This window comes from Sulfolobus acidocaldarius DSM 639 (assembly GCF_000012285.1).
Classification (GTDB): domain Archaea; phylum Thermoproteota; class Thermoprotei_A; order Sulfolobales; family Sulfolobaceae; genus Sulfolobus; species Sulfolobus acidocaldarius.
This window is the reverse complement of record NC_007181.1, coordinates 1,629,450-1,646,346: the sequence shown is the minus strand read 5'-3', so window position 1 is coordinate 1,646,346 and position 16,897 is coordinate 1,629,450. Positions and strand designations below refer to the sequence as shown.

General features: G+C 37.9%; 15 protein-coding genes. 8 read left to right on the top strand and 7 right to left on the bottom strand.

Features of this window, described 5'->3' with window-relative positions; all coding sequences use genetic code 11:
* The first annotated feature begins 500 nt into the window (after positions 1-500).
* From SACI_RS08985 to cas6, 7 genes are all read left to right on the top strand, one after another.
* A complete protein-coding gene (locus SACI_RS08985; RefSeq protein ID WP_011278676.1) occupies positions 501-992 on the top strand; it encodes a hypothetical protein in 492 nt (163 codons plus the stop codon).
* 521 nt (positions 993-1,513) lie between these two features.
* Positions 1,514-2,323 (top strand): hypothetical protein, encoded by an 810-nt coding sequence (locus SACI_RS08975; RefSeq protein WP_011278675.1) that lies wholly within the window; start codon positions 1,514-1,516, stop codon positions 2,321-2,323.
* Positions 2,324-2,829: 506 nt separating this feature from the next.
* Positions 2,830-3,489 carry a hypothetical protein gene (locus SACI_RS08970; protein WP_011278674.1) on the top strand — a complete coding sequence of 220 codons (660 nt, stop codon included), beginning with the start codon at positions 2,830-2,832 and terminating at the stop codon, positions 3,487-3,489.
* 775 nt (positions 3,490-4,264) lie between these two features.
* Positions 4,265-4,594 carry a hypothetical protein gene (locus tag SACI_RS08965; protein WP_230937937.1) on the top strand — a complete coding sequence of 110 codons (330 nt, stop codon included), beginning with the start codon at positions 4,265-4,267 and terminating at the stop codon, positions 4,592-4,594.
* Complete coding sequence (locus SACI_RS12335) at positions 4,591-4,725, top strand: hypothetical protein (RefSeq protein ID WP_257719737.1); 135 nt, start codon at positions 4,591-4,593, stop codon at positions 4,723-4,725. The genes SACI_RS08965 and SACI_RS12335 overlap by 4 nt, the downstream gene beginning before the upstream one ends.
* A gap of 26 nt (positions 4,726-4,751) precedes the next feature.
* Entirely contained in the window at positions 4,752-5,762 is a 1,011-nt protein-coding gene (locus SACI_RS08960) for a glycosyltransferase family A protein (protein WP_015385693.1), read from the top strand.
* Between the two features lie 370 nt (positions 5,763-6,132).
* A complete protein-coding gene (gene cas6 / locus SACI_RS08955; RefSeq protein ID WP_011278672.1) occupies positions 6,133-6,978 on the top strand; it encodes a CRISPR system precrRNA processing endoribonuclease RAMP protein Cas6 in 846 nt (281 codons plus the stop codon).
* Between the two features lie 257 nt (positions 6,979-7,235).
* On the opposite strand, the gene SACI_RS08950 is transcribed toward cas6, so the two are convergent.
* The 6 genes from SACI_RS08950 to cbsA all read right to left on the bottom strand — a co-directional run bounded on the left by SACI_RS08950 (position 7,236) and on the right by cbsA (position 13,286).
* Entirely contained in the window at positions 7,236-7,631 is a 396-nt protein-coding gene (locus tag SACI_RS08950; RefSeq protein WP_015385692.1) for a hypothetical protein, read from the bottom strand.
* Positions 7,632-7,992: 361 nt separating this feature from the next.
* Positions 7,993-8,286: an antibiotic biosynthesis monooxygenase family protein gene (locus tag SACI_RS08945; RefSeq protein ID WP_011278670.1), complete on the bottom strand. Its 294-nt coding sequence runs from the start codon at positions 8,284-8,286 to the stop codon at positions 7,993-7,995.
* Between the two features lie 22 nt (positions 8,287-8,308).
* Positions 8,309-9,907, bottom strand: coding sequence for a proton pump complex cytochrome B SoxC (gene soxC / locus SACI_RS08940; RefSeq protein WP_015385690.1), 1,599 nt, complete (start codon positions 9,905-9,907; stop codon positions 8,309-8,311).
* A 45-nt stretch (positions 9,908-9,952) separates the two neighbouring features.
* Entirely contained in the window at positions 9,953-10,930 is a 978-nt protein-coding gene (soxL2, locus tag SACI_RS08935; RefSeq protein WP_011278668.1) for a Rieske iron-sulfur protein SoxL2, read from the bottom strand.
* A gap of 38 nt (positions 10,931-10,968) precedes the next feature.
* On the bottom strand, positions 10,969-11,901 hold the full coding sequence (cbsB, locus tag SACI_RS08930) for a cytochrome b558/566 subunit B (RefSeq protein WP_011278667.1): 933 nt from the start codon (positions 11,899-11,901) through the stop codon (positions 10,969-10,971).
* Positions 11,898-13,286 carry a cytochrome b558/566 subunit A gene (gene cbsA, locus SACI_RS08925; RefSeq protein ID WP_011278666.1) on the bottom strand — a complete coding sequence of 463 codons (1,389 nt, stop codon included), beginning with the start codon at positions 13,284-13,286 and terminating at the stop codon, positions 11,898-11,900. The genes cbsB and cbsA overlap by 4 nt, the downstream gene beginning before the upstream one ends.
* Positions 13,287-13,667: 381 nt before the next feature.
* Here cbsA and SACI_RS08920 point away from each other — a divergent pair, with 381 nt between their 5' ends.
* On the top strand, positions 13,668-15,113 hold the full coding sequence (locus SACI_RS08920; protein WP_011278665.1) for an aldehyde dehydrogenase family protein: 1,446 nt from the start codon (positions 13,668-13,670) through the stop codon (positions 15,111-15,113).
* Between the two features lie 330 nt (positions 15,114-15,443).
* On the opposite strand, the gene SACI_RS08915 is transcribed toward SACI_RS08920, so the two are convergent.
* The gene (locus tag SACI_RS08915) at positions 15,444-16,613 is read right to left on the bottom strand and encodes a DUF973 family protein (protein WP_011278664.1); all 1,170 of its coding nucleotides are present in this window, start codon (positions 16,611-16,613) and stop codon (positions 15,444-15,446) included.
* Between the last annotated feature and the right edge of the window lie 284 nt (positions 16,614-16,897).

The window sequence follows — 16,897 nt, the reverse complement described above, 5'->3', positions numbered from 1 at the left end:
ATCGACCTCGTAAGATAGACCTGAACCCACATCATACTGTGTACTCCTTCCTAAAATGTTCAAATACTACACTAATTTAGAGTACAACTGCTTGCCCGACATCGAAAATGGTTATGTCATAATGTCCGTTTCTCAGTCGCCTTAAGTGTTTTCGGGAAACGTTAACGCGTTTTCCCTAAACTTTCAACCCTTAAACCTTATGTAGATAGTGATTGTCTATATGAATATTAGGAGTTGATTTAAAGACCTTTAGAGGTCTAAAGAACGGTGTTTCCACACGATTTTTGACTGCTAGGGGGTAAAAACCCTAACTCAACACCTTCCTTAGGTAAAATGTTCTTGGATAGGTATTCAGAACCTTAAAAATCCCGTTGTACTTCAGTAACTTCATAGCTAAATGTTCCAAAAGCGAGGCTAGTGAATTTAAAATTTGGATAGAAAAAATTATAATAATAAATTTTCCTATTTTATCTTAGCACTTAAGTGGTAGGGTAATAGGTATGTTGTGTTACAAAGCTGTCCCTCCTGTATTATTATTTTACTACAGTAATCCGCCTAGTCCTGTCCAGGGATTCGCGTTTACCTTTGATGTAAATAATGTTAATATTACGTATAGGTTAAGACCACCTAAGAAGGGTAAAACCAGCCCTCCAAAGGATCAACTAGACGTGGTTACACGTATTCTAGAGGATAACTTTGTTCGTGGATTTGGTATTGGTAGTAAGTTAAAAGTGGCTAGAATTGAGAGGGTTTATCAACCTATATGTGAAATGTCATATGTAATATTCCGGGAGTCCCAGAGAGGTAAAAATTCTTACGGTGTACCGTCGCTAATTACCGGTGACTTTAATGTAGTGAGTAATATGATAACTAAAAGTGTTGTCAATGAAGTTTACTCGAGAAGAGCTAAGAGCGACTCTAATTACTTAATGCATCAAGTGCAAGTTAACATCATAAAGTCAAAAGAGGAGCTCTCAGCGTTACTAGGTTAAAGAATTTCAGGGTTGAACGGTTTAGGTAAAAGCTCCTCAAGAGACATGGATATCTTGTATTAACCCTTTACGGTTAAGAGGTTTCCTAGACCAAGAGATTAAAACAAAGTTAAAATTACAGAAAAGAATTTTCAAGTAATAATACTTCTCGATATCAAGGAACCAAGTCTTCCTATACCTAGTTAAGTGTTTGTATTAACGGTTTAGTGGTGCTTTGGAGGTTTGAGGTGGGTCAGTGACGTTAATGGAGCGTTAAACATTGTGAGACTTGACATAAAGGAAATTGCTTATTACTTTGGGAAAAACCTCTTTCTTTTTCCTGCGACATCTGACAGAGTACTTCAAAAAAGGGGAGCAACACCTAAAACCTCGGTGGAACGCTCGCCCTTTAGGCAGAATGGACGTCAGTTTACCATAAAGGAGAGTTTTGGGTGAGGCGAGAAAATCGACTCTACGACCTTATCCATGGGTCCAGCTAAATAGGGAAAAGTATAAATCCTTTCTTGTGGAGTAATGAACATATGGCTAGCGAAAGCGACGACATGGTTAAAAAACTATTAGAGGATCCTAAGTTTATTTCAACCCTAGCTAGTAAAATTTATGATAGGCTTAAAGACGAAGTCGTGATAAAAAGGTTAGAGGAAAATACTGAGGCAATTAGAAATTTGCAACAGGGGATAATGGGGTTAGAGGAGGCAGTAAGACAACAGGGAGGCTCGATAAAAAGTTTACAAGAGACAGTAAAACAACACAGCGAAGCCATAAGAGGACTACAAGAAGCAGTAAAACAACAAGGAGAGATACTAAGAGAACACAGCGAAGCGATAAAAAGTTTACAAGAGACAGTAAAACAACACAGCGAAGCAATAAAGGGCTTACAGGAAGCAGTAAAACAGTTATCCAACGATATAAAAGAGGTCAGCAAGCTCACCATAAAGCTCTCGACAGAGATCGGTAGCTTTACCAACAGGGCTGGTAAGGGTTTAGAGAAGACAATAATGATGGTATATAAAGAGGCTTTAGAGCTACACGGGATAGACCCAAACAAGGTTAAACACGGTAATATTGTGGATACGTTAGGTATAATAGATAAGGGCAGGATATTCGAAGTGGACTTCTATGAAACCAACGATTACGTTTACGTCTTCGAGATAAAGAACTTTGCAGATGAGGGTGCGTTAGAGCAAATGTTGGTCAGGAAGAAGTTGGTCCCACAGCTCTTCAATAAACCAGTTAAACTTTTCCTTGTGGCGAACTATGTTGACAAGAAGGTTAAAGAAGAGTTAGAGAAGGAGGGGGTCACAATAATTTCGTCCATGGTAGTAGAGTAAGGTCTGTTTTAAACAATATTGACATGTCAGTTAATGGTGTAATGAGTGAGAACTCTAGGCGTTTCGAGAACAGGTATAAGAAATTCACTTTCTTGATCGTAGACGTTTTAGTTATCCTTGAATGAAGTAAATAAAGTCGATAAGGAGACTTGAAACTTAACGGAATGAATATTTTATGTTATGCTAAGAAAGATGAGAACTCGTCCTTAACTCTGTTACACTCTAGAACAAGAAAGGACAGAGATCTCTTCAGACTATCCCCTCACTATAGTCTTACTTCACTTCCCTCAATGTTATCCTAATGGGCGTCAATTTAAAGCTTAACAAATATTGTCTATCGCTTTAGTCTCAAATCTGACTTTCGCCCAGCCATAAATAGCGTTTCCCATTATCGGTTCGGGTTTACTTGCCTCATATAACTTCGCTTTGTATGATCTCCTTTTACCCTTAGTATTTATACTCTAATTACCAAAAAACTTATTATTTTATTTTTATTAACATAAATCGTGGGAGAAGGTAAAGAAGAAAAAGTGATTTATGCCATGGAGATTAAAAAGAACAAATTCCCAGGCTACAGATACAAATTGATAGCTACTACAGAAAGAGTTATTAAAAGAGATTTGAAAAGAAACTACGAGGAAAATATTGGATACAATGAAATAGGATACTTAAAGATACATAAGAGGAGAAGTTTACCTTATATAATAGTAGGATCTATACTGTTGTCGATCGGGTTAGTTTATTTCGGTGTTTATATTGCATTACTCCTAGCAATGAACAACGTACCTCCTTTTAATAACGTTAATATTTTAAGTCTCGCTAATTCAGGACCGTTCACCTACACTACTAACAGTAGGATAGGACCAGTTGATAACGCTATAGCCCAACATTATATAACCCCATATCTTACCTTTGGAAACTTATTTATACTAATGACTGTACTCTGGTTCATTGCAGGGTTATTTATATATCAAGGTATCTCTGGATTAAGGTATGGGTTAAAAAAGAGAACTAGATTGGAGATAGGTGGCAGGAGGAATATAAATTCCTCCTTTGTCTACTGGCGCTTTGAAGTTGTAGAGGGATCTAAAGTGCTAGAGAATTTCGCCGAGATAGTTAAAAAGAAAGTAGATGAATTTAAAAATCAAGTGAACCCAGGGACGTAAGAGAACATTCTCTATCTGATACAATTTGCAACTCGCTCATCTGTTATTTATTCAAAAGATTGTGAATTCAGGTATATGAGATTTCCACATGAAAATCAAGTTATTGTTATCTTTCCTACATAAAGCTAACCAACTACCTACAGTTGTAGGACTACAAAAACATTTAATTAAGATCGGTTATTATCTACTATCCCTTTCAACAATGAGCCTTATAGTATTAGAAATAACTCGTACATAAAGGGTAATTAAGAGAGATTTGAAAAGAAACTACGAAGAAAATATTGGATATTAGGATACTTAAAGATACATAAGAGGAAAATTTTATTTTTGTTTAACACTAAGAATTACGCTGTCATCAACAGAGGCGTATCTTAATCTGGAGATATATATGCACCTAGAGGAACACAATAAGGTCGGGAAAAGTCATTATTAGAAGGTCTCAGGGTCTAAATATGGGTCATATAATGCTTAGCTTTATGGCTATCAACTCTCACTATCCCACTCTTGGTAGCGTAAGTAAATGGTTCCAAACTGGCTAGACTGTCAATATTAACGCTATTAAAAGGAAATCACGTCATTAATTAATAAGAGCAATGGGATATAAATAAAAAGAAAAGCTTGGCTTAAAAAAGAGTATCAAAATAGGTGACAGAAGTATCATAGATTCTTTCTTAATCTATTGTCGCTTGCACGTTACAAAGAAATCTTAAGTATTAATGAACTTAAAAACAAACAGATGGTAAAGCTTTTAAATTCATTATATAGGATAAGAGTTGTGAGCAGGGTAGCTGGGAAGACGAAAAACGAGGTACGTGCTCCTTTCGGAAGGAGAGGTGATAAGATTTTAAACCACTCAAATTTTGGAGACACGTTGGTTCTAATGATGTATGGTTTTGACTCTTGCATCTTTAGATATGTTAGAAATAAACAGAATTTTCATGATAAAAGGGTTCCGGAAGACGACCTCCTGACATACACTTTCTCGTCTTCTTATTGGAATGAGAGAGAGGACTGTTCGTATTACTTAAGGTGTAAGGTTGAGTTTGAGTACTATATCCCTGAGTTATTCGAGACCTTTGTCTACATGAAGGGGCTGATGTTATGATGGACTCGAAATCGAATTTTGGGGAAACAGTGTTCGAGTCTAGTACATTTATCATTGATGTGCAGACTAAGAGGCTGATATACGGGTCAGGGGGAAGCGGTCACAAGTATTTAAACAATTGTAATAGGTGAGTTTAGACAATGTTATTTGAGAAGAGGTGGCTTACTTGAATATTCTAGTGGCTATCCCCACTTATAGAAACGACGGCAGGACTATTCGCTTTACTTTAGAAGGCTTAACAAAGCAGACATACAAGGATTTTAGTGTGCTAATTCTCTATAAACCTAGTGAGGGAGACAGGACTCTAGAAGTTGTAGAGGAGTTTAAGAAGTACCTTGATATTATGGTTATTTATCAAAATGAGGGTTATATTGAGGAGGCTATGAACTTAATTTACTCCAATGCCAATGCTGACCTACTACTAACTATCGACGATGATAACATACCTGATCCTAACTGGGTCTTAGACCACAAAAAGTTCCACGAAAAATACGAGATGTTAGGAGTTGCTCGGGGGAAGGTCATCCGTAAGAACCAGAATCTAAACAATAAAAAATTACTAAAGGACTTTGCAAAGAAGATAATATATCGCCAGTTCTCTGAACTATTTGACGGGTACTCGGGTTACTTAACAATTTACGGAATTCCAAATGATAGACCTGTGAGGTCAGCTGGAGATCTTATAAAGACAATTACCGTAACGGCAGAGAATATGAGTGTAAAAAGGGAGGTGTACAAAGACTTTAGGTTACCTTGTCATACTCTTAGGGGGTTTCATCACGAGAATATCTTGACCTTACATGCAATAATGAAAGGGTATTTTACAGCCGAGATTAATGGTGGTGTAGAAAAGGAGATTGAGAGGATGAACTACGGGGTGAAAAAGGACAGCCTATCGACACCGACCACGCTTAAAGGGAGAATAAATCTTATTGCAGAGCATTACTTGTTCCCTTACGCCTCTAACCTCATGGGATTTAAACCCAGAGATTTGAGGTTTATAAGAAAGTTACTACTGCTTTCCTACAGGGGATTAGAGAAGGAGGCAGTTAAGCTAGGTCTGGATTTAGCCATAAAGGGGATCGAGGAGGGCTTGGAACCTAGAAATATTAGGGAGAGATTGAAGCTAGGGTTAGACAGTATAGTCCAAGGTGAAATAAACATCTAAGGGGAATACTCACCTCATTGTTTTCTTAGCATATCAATATACTTGGTCATCCCTTGTGGGTCTTAAAGTTTAAACGAGTAGTTAAGCATGAAATTAAGTGGAGAGTTTAATGGTCCATATGGGTCAGGAGGTTAGTAGTAACTTTTCCCCTTATTTTCAGCACCACACCTCCCTCTGATCAGTTGATTGGACTTTGATAGAGTTAGAAGGGACACTAGCTTACTTACTGTGGTACAGCAGTGTCTTTAACTGTTTTTCACAAAAATGGTTAACTCAATAACGGTCTCATTAAATTAGTGACGGTAATATTATCGTTAGTGGAATTGAAAGTCGTATTATTTTTATAACTTTATTCCACTGGTATATGTATATGACACTGATAGTTTCAGCCGAAATAGACGTGATACCGAAACATGACGTAATTTTACCTCTCCTGACCTCAAAGGTGGCTAAGTTCATTCTCAGTAAGAATCAACAAATAGGGGAATTAATTGGTAGTAAGAAGAAGTACAAGGAACTATCCATCTCTCCCCTGAGTTCCAACGGGAGATTCTTATATGCAGAAAACGACGGGAAGTTATTACGAGCTATGAGGGGTGAGAAACTCCACTTTACCTTCTCAGTAGCAACCTCTGAGGTGAATGAAAAGACCTTTGACTTAGACGGAGACGTCTCAACTTCATATGGGGAGTTCTACGTCTTGCTCAAGACCATATACATAAATCAATTAAAGGACATCAGACATGAAATAAAGGAGAGGAATGTAAACCTGAGGTTTGAGTCACCGACCTTACTGTCCAACAAGTACATGGTGCCACCGGTCTTCAAAAAGAAGAAGGTGAGGAGTATGAATAGGCTTATACCGCAACCCTCACTGATCTTCTCCTTTTTAGCCAATCTGTGGAACTCAATTGCAGATGAGAGGGAGAGGATCGTGAAGGGTGATTTGGAGTGGACACCATACTATATTGGGAGGATAGCCGATGTAGCCTTCGCTGAGATAGGGTATTCATTAAGACCTGTGACAGTCATAATCGGTAAGGACAATAACCAGAGGATAAGGCAAGCTAGGGGGTTTGTGGGATGGGTGAAGTATGAGGTGATTAATGTGAACCCAAGGTATTTAGAGACCTTCGAAAGGTTATTGGGTTTGGCAAAAATATTTGGGATTGGGAGATCTAGAGGCATTGGTCTAGGGAGAGTCAAAGTGGAATGAAGAGAGGGAGTATAGATGACAGTGTAATCAGACTGAGTTTGTATGAATAATATGTATGGCTTTCAGAATACCTCTCTTCCTTACCTCTTTGAATGGTAACTGAGTGATTGTACAAGGAAAAGTCGTTTTAAGCTCAGCTGGACTATATGATATTCTAAGAATGATCTCATTTCATATAAGTTAATGAGATAAAGAGCCTTGAGAATTAATTCATTTAACGAAACCTAGTTTATACTTACGGTATATATCAGTTTATGTTATTCTTCCAAAACCGCGTTTATTATTTTATATTTTATCTGATCATGAATTTGATTTATAACCGAATACCATGCTTCTCTTGGATTTTCTTTCGATATCTTTATATCATTTTCTTTAGCTACCTTTTTCATACCTACTACACATTGATTCTTTACTGGACAACTTGTACATGAATACTCATTGAATTCCAAGTTAATATAGTACAAGGTGTTATTAGATGAAATGTAAGCTAAACCGTTTGAGAATTTTATATTACCGTTTACCCTAAATGGGATTATCATCTTAAAGGCGATAGAATTATCTTTCATTATCTTGAGGTACCTGAGCCTGTCTAGAAGGAAATAAAAATAGCTTTTACTTATCCCCTGTCTCTCATGTGACGAAATAATTTTCATAATCTTGTCATCGGAAAGGCGTTGAAAGATATCAGACCTTAAAAACATAATTCTACGCTCACTAATTGGTCTTTCAATTTTTGTAAACGTGAACTCATGCACAACGTAAATACTCGCACAATTAGTAAAAATAGTTGTCTATTTATAATGATTATAAAGCAACATTAACTCAGTTAACTTTCAATTTTAACTTTAATACGTGTTCTTGATTCTTAATTTCTAAGAAAACGCTTCGATCTCAGTCTCCAGAGCAGTTTCTCTACTGCTGGCTGTTTAATTAAGTACTTTTTCGTCCTAGAGAAGTTCTCAACCCCTCAACAATGTATATTACATCCTCTGACAGTGGTGTAGGTTCAGCAACTCACGTGTTGAGCTCTTGAAGTACTCTATGGGTAGGTTTTCCATCAAGTATTGTCTTACCGTAGCTAACAGTGTTCTTATAACCTTCACTTAGTATGAAGTTTCTAAATGAATCTAGGTCTTTCCACTCAGTGTACATAAGGTATTCTGTGGGGTCTTCCACTGACCTGTATAATTTAGCCTCTATTAAGCCTGAGTTCGTGGTCTTCAATATTTTTACTATCTCAAGAAATTTCTCCTCAAATTCCTTCTCATGTCCCTTTTTTATTTTATAGTAAAACCCTACATTTATCATTCTCATCACCTGTTTATTTAAGTCACCTTTTATAAACAACGTAATGGTATAGTGAAATTGCCTCACCAAGCATTATAAATATTGACCCTAGGTCTATCCCAAATATATTGGACAGGTAACCAGTTGATGGTATCACCCACAGTTGAGATGCTAATACAACTGAGAGAATGAAGAGGATACTTATCAGTATTTCAGCGATCTTCTTCTTAAGCTCTCTGTTTTCAGGTTTTTCAAGAACTGCTTTAGCATCTCTATGTTCTCCTTCAGACTTCAGAACTATTGGTGATAAGTTCCTTATGGACAGGACAAATATTAACGCAAATACTGTAAACGCTGTTATAGTGAGTAATGATGGCGATACAACAAATGTTATTAAAGCTCCGGCAAATAATATGGAGGTTGCCAGGACAGCTAAAATACCTAAGGGATTGGCTATAGCTTTTTTATTTGACCCAGTCGGTAACGCAAAAACTCCTACCAAAGTAATTACTGCTGGTGGTAAGTAGACTATTATTTGTTGAATAATAGATATCTCTACCCCTGGTGTCAAATCTCCAAAAATTGTGGTTTGTATTAGGTACGTTACCATCAATATTCCGAATGCTGTAAACAACCTTCTTTTCTTTAAATCTAAGTGGGGAGATCTGTCTATGAATGGAACCAAAATTAAGTATAAAAGTGGAATAATAACGCCTATGAAAAGGAATATTAAGACGTCATTCGTAAAGTCAGCTATCTTATATAGGAATAGGAAGAACCATGGAGGATAAGTTGTGATATGTGCAGCTGCTGGGCTATTGGGTGGGGGGGCTGGTTGAGGATTTAAGAAGGGGTTTAGTTGTTGAGGTAAACCGTTCAAGTAAGCCAAGGCGTTGGGTATTAACAATATGAAGCCCCAGGTCAAGAATACTAGTGACATCATGTACACGAAATTTCTAGGCCACCAAGGATTGAACTTTTGCCACTCTTCTCTCGCATACACTGCAGGAGCCCTATCTTTTACCTTCCTTGAAGGCATAATGCCGTAGTGCTCAGCCATGAAGAAGTGGAAGATGAAAAGTAAGCCAATTAAGGCAACAAAGATTATGTGCCAAGCTAAGACTCTTCCATAATATCCAGCGTCATAATTTCCAAACAGGATGGGAATGAAGATTGATAGCCCAGGTACACTGCTTATTATACCCTCACCTACATCTACAGCGCTAGTAGCCAGTGCGTCGCCTATTAAGCTATATCCCAGAAACGCTGTCCCTAAGGTTAGTACAAGCATTATAACACCAATTATCCACAACAGTTCCCTAGGTTTTTTATACGCTCCTGCAAAATAATTTCTAAACATGTGAATATAGGCTAAAATTATCATTGCATAAGCACCATAAAGATGGCTGTAAAGGATCACAGAACCATAGGGCACTTTTTGTATTATGAATTCAGTTGAGGAGTAGCCAGCCTCCGCGTTATAGTATAATAAGAGGATAAGACCTGAAACTACAGTATAAATGAACGCTGCAGCCACTAGTGAACCTAACCAATAGTTTACGTTATACATGTAATCTGGTGTCCTGAAGAATGGTAAATCATCCAGCCCTAATCTCTCTTTAAACCAATCTGATACTCCCATAAAGGATGGTTCCATAATCTAAAATATAAAAATAAAGCGTTGGACTTATGAGGAGAAGGGATTTTCTGTTTGAGACACTGTTATCTTCTCTCCCACAGAGGTGCCAAAACTTGAGCTTAGATCTTCAGTTGGATCTTGAGAAGGTATCCCATTACTGCCATTTGGATAAACTGCTACACCAACAGATCCTATGGCATATAAGTAATCTGTTGAGGAGTCCCATTCGAGTATAACGGCAGGTAAAGGTCTTACTGTGGGTCCAGTTAATACAGATGCACCGTGGTAAGGATCATAAGTTGACCCATGGCAGTCACAATGTATCAAAGCTGGTACATTTGCTTGTCTCGCTGCTAATAAAGCAGCTGCTGTCAGTTGGTCTGGCTCTGAAGCTGTTAGCTGACCTGAATTGACATAATTGGGAGGATAAAAGTGAATATACGGCGGTGTACAACCCAGATGTTGACAAATGGCTGAATAAGCGACAATTGACTTATTAGGACCTACTCCTCCAGGGAAGTCATAGGTTTTCCCCGTTTGAGGTATTACTACCTTGGTAGGGTTGATCTCAACTGGTCTCCCACTCGAATCGCCTAAGTTTATTAAGAAATTAGGCTCTCCAGTCATTGGGTATTCAAAGACCATGATATAGGGACTATTTACTGGTAAAGACGAAGCCTTTACCGGATTTCCTGAGGAATCTATTAATAGTGACTTTGGAAATCCAGTTGCAACAGTAACTGTAGGTGGTACTAGAACACTGACTCCAGGTATAATTCCTACAACTGCAGCTGCAGCCATTCCAAATATCAGTGACTTCAGAAACTTCCTCCTCCTCTCGTCTACGCCACCCACGTTCTTATTAGTGTAATTGAACAGGTAGTCCTCTCCCCTGTTTATGAATTCCCTCACGTCAAATCTTGTCTTAGGGTCTCTCATCTTATTAGTCAACTTCCTAAAGAAGACCAGATCCGAATAATCTAAAATTTTCATCTCTTCATCATTACCTAATCTAAACTTTATCAAATTTAATCACTAATGAACAGATAGTGTGAAAAAATATATCATTTAGTTCTTGGACTGATAATGTCAATGATACGTTTTTTCTCGTTGTAGGTTATTAGGGAGAAGCCTATAATTGGAGATATCATGTATATTAAGACTTGGTATCCGTCGATGCCTAAAAACACTGTAGAGATTACAATGAAGTAACCTATTCCAGCTGAGTAGTTACCTTTTATTATTGACATTACGATGCCCATAGCAGAGAGACCTAGGGCTAGAAGTAAGAGTGTGATATGGTAAGGATTATACAGGTCAATTCCTAGTGTTGAAGGCAATATCATGTTCATTAAAATTTCTAAGTACCTATTACTACCTACTTCGTATATTGAAAAGATGAATGGGATAAGTACCAATACACCAACTGCTATACCTATGTAACTTCTAATACTTTTCTTTTTATCCCACAATAACGTGTAGCTTAAATAACCTAGCAATGAAATTAAGTAGGCCATGATATAACTCATGAAAAGCGCGTGATGAAATACATTCAATGATATAGAGCCAATTAGACCTACAGCTACCATAAACATTGTGGGTAATAAGAGGAGGGAGTAGATTGAAGACTTGAGGACACTCTCAATCATCAGTGAAATACCTACTATCGTTATAAATATTTCAAAGGAGTACCAAAATGGAGACATATTATAATTAGGAATTAGTGGAGCGAAAAGGGAAATTATCAGAGATGCGGTAATCAATGTCATTAATTTATACTTCTCAATCAATAATAAAGAGGTTAAAAGTATAGTAAAAAAGTAGACGTAAAAGAACACATTGCCTAGTGTTTCTAAAATTCCCTCATTTGGCACGTTTAGGGGTAGAATAGATGGATACATGAAAGCTTCCTTAAATACGAACTGAAAGAAAGAGGATATTCCGAGCACTATTAAGAAAGGTCTCAAGTTTTCTCTTAGATCTCTGAAAACGCTCATCTCCTAAACACCACATACAGTATTACCAATGCGACCAGAGCTACAACTACTCCTATTATGGTCACGTAAAGTGTGACAGGTGGTATAGCAGATGATATTGTAGTCACAGGTGAAGTTGAGGTAGTTGTTGAAGTTGGTGGGGTTGTCACTAGCTCTAATGACAAAAAGCTAGAGGTAATCGATTTATCAAATAAAGTTTCACCTAACCTACCTTGCCACACTGCAAAGGCAACATAGTATGTCTTTCCTACAGTTATGTTTGGCATAAATGGCTGGTAGTCTAACGGTACAGAAAGGGGTCTGGCGAACTCCACAACCCATGATCCATTTTCATATTTGGCTCCAGTCCATATAAAAAATAATGAGCCATTTAATCCCTCTGATGCTACTGGAGTGTACCATATCCCTGCTGTATCTACCTCGTACATGTTAGTGTTATTTGTGTATAAAGGAACAGCGAAGCCGTGATTTCCACTATCCACATAAGATAAACCAGTTAACGATTCGTTTTGCCAAATGTTCGATTTGAATGCAGGATCATATGTGGAGTTATTCCAAGTAGCACCAGATACCCACATCCAAATATTAGCTGAACCTCCTGATTGGGCTAGGGAGCCCCCAGCATCCTTAAATGTTATTCCATCAAATTGTTGTCCTGGATATTTTCCGCCTATGTTCATGTCGTCTTTAGTCGGTACACCACTCCCTAAATACCACATTATCGCAGCCCTGTCTGGATAATACCACGTTGAGTTGACATAATAACCGTAAAACATTCCATCATTATATAACAAGTCCTCTACAGGTCTTGGAGAGTGCCATAATAGTATTGTCCCATTGGACATGACAGTTATTTCAGTATTATTAGGAGCTGGTAATGTTATTCCAGAGTAGTTAAAGACTATTCTACCTGTCTCTTCCTTTCCATTTATTATTGATACATAATTGGTATAGTTTCTCTCTAGGCTGTAAGTGGTCCCAGGGGTGAGCTCAATCATTCTAAATAACCCTGGACCAGAAGCATTTGGATATATTCCAGCAACAGCTGTTGACCAAGCGTTAAATGCAGGTTCTGGAGCTTGCCACTCCTCAAGTATGAATATCCATGAGCCGTTCCAAGCTGCTTTAACTAATAAGTAATGTGTTAGCCCAGAAGTAGGAGCCATCGGTATATTAGCCGTTAAGGAGATATTAGTCCAGGGTATTTGGCTCCAATAACCCGCACTACCTGGGTTAGAGAGGTCAGCTGAACCGACTACCTTATAGACCGAAATCTGAGGAGAAGTTTGAGCTAGAGAAACGTTTTCCAGCGTAAAGATTATAGAGAGTAGAAAAATTATTAATAGTACACCGATTGTTATCTTCGACTTAATTTTGAGGCTCATTTTTCACTCCCACTACATTAATTTTTTCTGTCCAGGGTTCATATTAAATGTGAAACATTGGACTGATTATTTTATTACTAAACATCACATAAAGTAGAGGATATCTCAGCTAACACACGTTAAATATTAATTTCGAGAATCACGGTTCTAGTTAAAGTCATTCAATATCACCTCTAGACTTGTAGAGCTACGATTAGTCATGAAGCATGTGGTACCACTATAAGAAGGATAAGAAGATTCATTTCCGGGACTAAAATTATCTATCGTACAAAGTGACTATAAAACTACTTTCTATTGCTCTGTTTACTTCAAGTAAAAACATGCCATATTAAAAACAACTCTCTCTGAAAATTTTAAATATACCGGATAGTAATATATCACATGGTAGTAAGGTACAAGCTCTTCATAAACGGAGAGTTTTCAGAACCTCACTCTGGGGAATATAAAGTAAAGACCTCGCCTATAGACAACTCACCTTTAGCTGAGATCGCTGTGGGGGACAGGGAAGACGCTAAGAGGGCTATTGATTCCGCCTACGAAGCTTTCAAGGGTTGGTCATCTCTAACAGCCATGAAGCGCTCTGAATACCTGTTAAAGTTGGAAGAGACTATAAGGGCTAATGAGGGTGACCTCATAAATACACTGATAGTTGAGGGAGGTGGGACGTATAAAAAGGCATGGGGAGAGGTGGTCTTCACGGAGAGGTTAGTCCGTAACGCCGCTGAAATGGCTAGGCACTTCAAGGGAGAGACTATCCCATCTGACAGTGAAGGGATAATTTCAATGACATTTAGAAAACCCAAGGGTGTTGTCGGTGCAATAACACCCTGGAACTATCCCTTGTCAATAAGTATGAAGAAAGTCGCCCATAGCCTAGCGATTGGGAACACCGTGGTTCTAAAGCTGTCAAGTGAGACACCTATAATCGGTGTTAAGATCGCTGAACTTGTCCAGCGTGCTGGGCTACCTAAGGGTGTAGTAAACGTGGTCACAGGTCCTGGATCCGCCGTGGGGGACGAAATAGTTACCAACAAGAGAGTTTCCCATGTAACCTTCACCGGAGAGACAAACACTGGGAGGGAGATCGCCAGTAAGGCTGGTCACTCCCTCAAGACCGTGACCCTTGAACTTGGGGGTAGCGACCCTCTTATCGTATTAGATGATGCCGATGTTAACTTAGCGGTTAAGATTGCAGTATTTGGTGCTTTCTTCCACCAGGGTCAAATTTGCACCTCTAGCAAGAGAATTATAGTTAGTGAAAAAGTGTATGAAGCGTTTGTAAAGAAGTTTGTCGAGAGGGTGTCACAGCTTAAGGTCGGTGACCCAAGGGATAGGACCATTGAGCAGGGACCCTTAATAAGTAAAAGGCAAGTTGAGAGTATGATAGAGTTCTATGAGGACTCTGTGAAGAGGGGAGGCAAGATAATGACAGGTGGGAAGTGGGATGGTAACTATTTTTACCCCACAGTGGTTACTGATGTGGACAGGAACTTCAGGATAATGAAAGAGGAGGTCTTTGGTCCTATTAGACCTGTATTAAGAGTCAAGGACGACGAGGAGGCTATAGAGGTTGCAAATGACACTGAGTATGGTCTGTCTGCGGCTGTAGTTACAAGAAATGTGACAAGAGCTTTCAAATTTGTTGAGCAGATAGAGAGCGGTATGGTGCATATAAATGACGTGACCATGTTGGAGGAGAGCCATATTCCTTTCGGAGGGATAAAAGCCAGTGGGATAGGTAGGGAGGGAGGAGAGTACTCCTTCAGAGAAACTACATATGAAAGGTGGACTACTATTACTCAGAGGGAGAGGAAATATCCTATATAGTGTTGTAGTCCTATGAGGTGTTTCATGTAAATTATTCATTTTTTAATCTAGGATACGCAACGTATACATAATGGGAAAACATCTAGATCCTTTTGTCTTTTATGTAATATTGTACATAAGAAGAGAGTATTATATCTCACAAATGGATATACATATATTCCTAAGAAATTGAGAGTTACATCACCTTACGCGTTCTATAGGCTTATGACCTTATGTAGATTTATCTGAATTGACTTAAAATCTTTTTATATTATTTTCCTAATTTATGATTTAAGTGACTATTTTTAAAGTTGAGGAATTAAAAACTTGGTAGCGTCATCACGAAACATCTTAACTCTTATAGGTCACTTCAACGCTCATTATCTGTCCGTTAGAAAGAGCAAGAGAGATAGTATACTTCTCTTCCTGAGAAAGGGAAAGGGGTGTCCTGAAGTTAACTGTGACGTAATTTACACCAACTTTAAGCTGGTTCGGGTTTACATCATTAGTAATTACTCCAACACCTGATAAACTTGCACTTAAAATCTGTAAAGGATACTGGGAGTAAACTATTAAATTTGCAGTTCCGTCCCTGTTTAACGTTCCAGAGTTTTGCGGAGGCTGTTCAGTGACTGTCTGTTGGTTCGGCTGGGAAATATTATCCTGTTGTTTAACCTGAGGGATGTTGGTTTGTTGAACTACTACATTTTGCTGTGGCATGGAACTCACTTGACTAACAGGAACACTCACTGATGAAACTCTTAAGTTGGAGTATAATTTGAGGAATCCTATTATATCAAGTGCGTACCCAATTGAACTCATTAAGACTCCAATAAATATGCCTAAAAGGTTTGTTGTAAGGTTGTTAATGCCGTTTATGATTGTCGTAAAAGTCGGTGATGTAACTAAAATGACTCCAAAGCTAGCCAGAAATAGTACATGAGCTATCGAAATCATTCTCCCTGAAACATTTATACCCCCATTTGAGTATACCCTGCCCAAGTTACTATAATCTAAGCCTAATATAATGAATCCTATAGAAGTAATGATAAAACCGGTCCCTCCTATGATAGCTCCAAGATCAATTAATACTTGAATAAGATTAGGAGAGAAAACACTTGATAACAGTAGGGCTATGCCGATTACGATTATTATTCCGCCTATAAGTATCATAGTTAAGGAATAGACTCCCCCTTTCACATCGCTCTTACCCGATGAAATTATAGCGTAGAAACCTCTTATTGAATTTCGGTAAAACATTAGGAATACAGAGAATAGAATTATTAACCCTGAGATTATTGCTCCAAGTGGCAATAGTGCTACTCCTACCACGATTGAAGCTGAGGATGTAATAAGTTGTCCTGATGAGAAGGGTTGTTGAAATAAACCTAATACCGTAGCACCAGCAAATGTTGTTCCCACGAATACTATTGGAAGTAGTATTAAGATCAGAATTAATAAAATGGCATAGAACAAAGATCCTTCCCTTAATTTCTCCATACCTGAAATCTCAATACTCATTTCTTGTTCAAGATAATTATCAGAGTACTAAAATAAATCTTTTTAGGTAATAAATAAATGTCTAATTCATTATATATGTTGATTAATTTTAATAAGTTGATTATATAACTCGCCCTCTCCATATTTGCAGATCTTAAATTCATGTATTTTGGCAAAAATACCTAGCTTTGAAAACTATTTCATGGTTTCTATTAAATTCAGCTTCATATTATGACAGATTTCAATTACGTAATGTTTTTATAAAGAGTATATTTTAGCTTATTGTTCTAGAGTTTTCCCAATTT

Excerpts from the sequence above, each read along its gene's own strand:
- SACI_RS08985 (WP_011278676.1), top strand. The coding sequence starts at position 501 with ATGTTGTGTTACAAAGCTGTCCCTCCTGTATTATTATTTTACTACAGT.
- SACI_RS08975 (WP_011278675.1), top strand. The coding sequence starts at position 1,514 with ATGGCTAGCGAAAGCGACGACATGGTTAAAAAACTATTAGAGGATCCT.
- SACI_RS12335 (WP_257719737.1), top strand. The coding sequence starts at position 4,591 with ATGATGGACTCGAAATCGAATTTTGGGGAAACAGTGTTCGAGTCTAGT.
- cas6 (WP_011278672.1), top strand. The coding sequence starts at position 6,133 with ATGACACTGATAGTTTCAGCCGAAATAGACGTGATACCGAAACATGAC.
- SACI_RS08950 (WP_015385692.1), bottom strand. The coding sequence starts at position 7,631 with ATGAAAATTATTTCGTCACATGAGAGACAGGGGATAAGTAAAAGCTAT.
- SACI_RS08945 (WP_011278670.1), bottom strand. The coding sequence starts at position 8,286 with ATGATAAATGTAGGGTTTTACTATAAAATAAAAAAGGGACATGAGAAG.
- soxC (WP_015385690.1), bottom strand. The coding sequence starts at position 9,907 with ATGGGAGTATCAGATTGGTTTAAAGAGAGATTAGGGCTGGATGATTTA.
- cbsB (WP_011278667.1), bottom strand. The coding sequence starts at position 11,901 with ATGAGCGTTTTCAGAGATCTAAGAGAAAACTTGAGACCTTTCTTAATA.
- cbsA (WP_011278666.1), bottom strand. The coding sequence starts at position 13,286 with ATGAGCCTCAAAATTAAGTCGAAGATAACAATCGGTGTACTATTAATA.
- SACI_RS08920 (WP_011278665.1), top strand. The coding sequence starts at position 13,668 with ATGGTAGTAAGGTACAAGCTCTTCATAAACGGAGAGTTTTCAGAACCT.
- SACI_RS08915 (WP_011278664.1), bottom strand. The coding sequence starts at position 16,613 with ATGAGTATTGAGATTTCAGGTATGGAGAAATTAAGGGAAGGATCTTTG.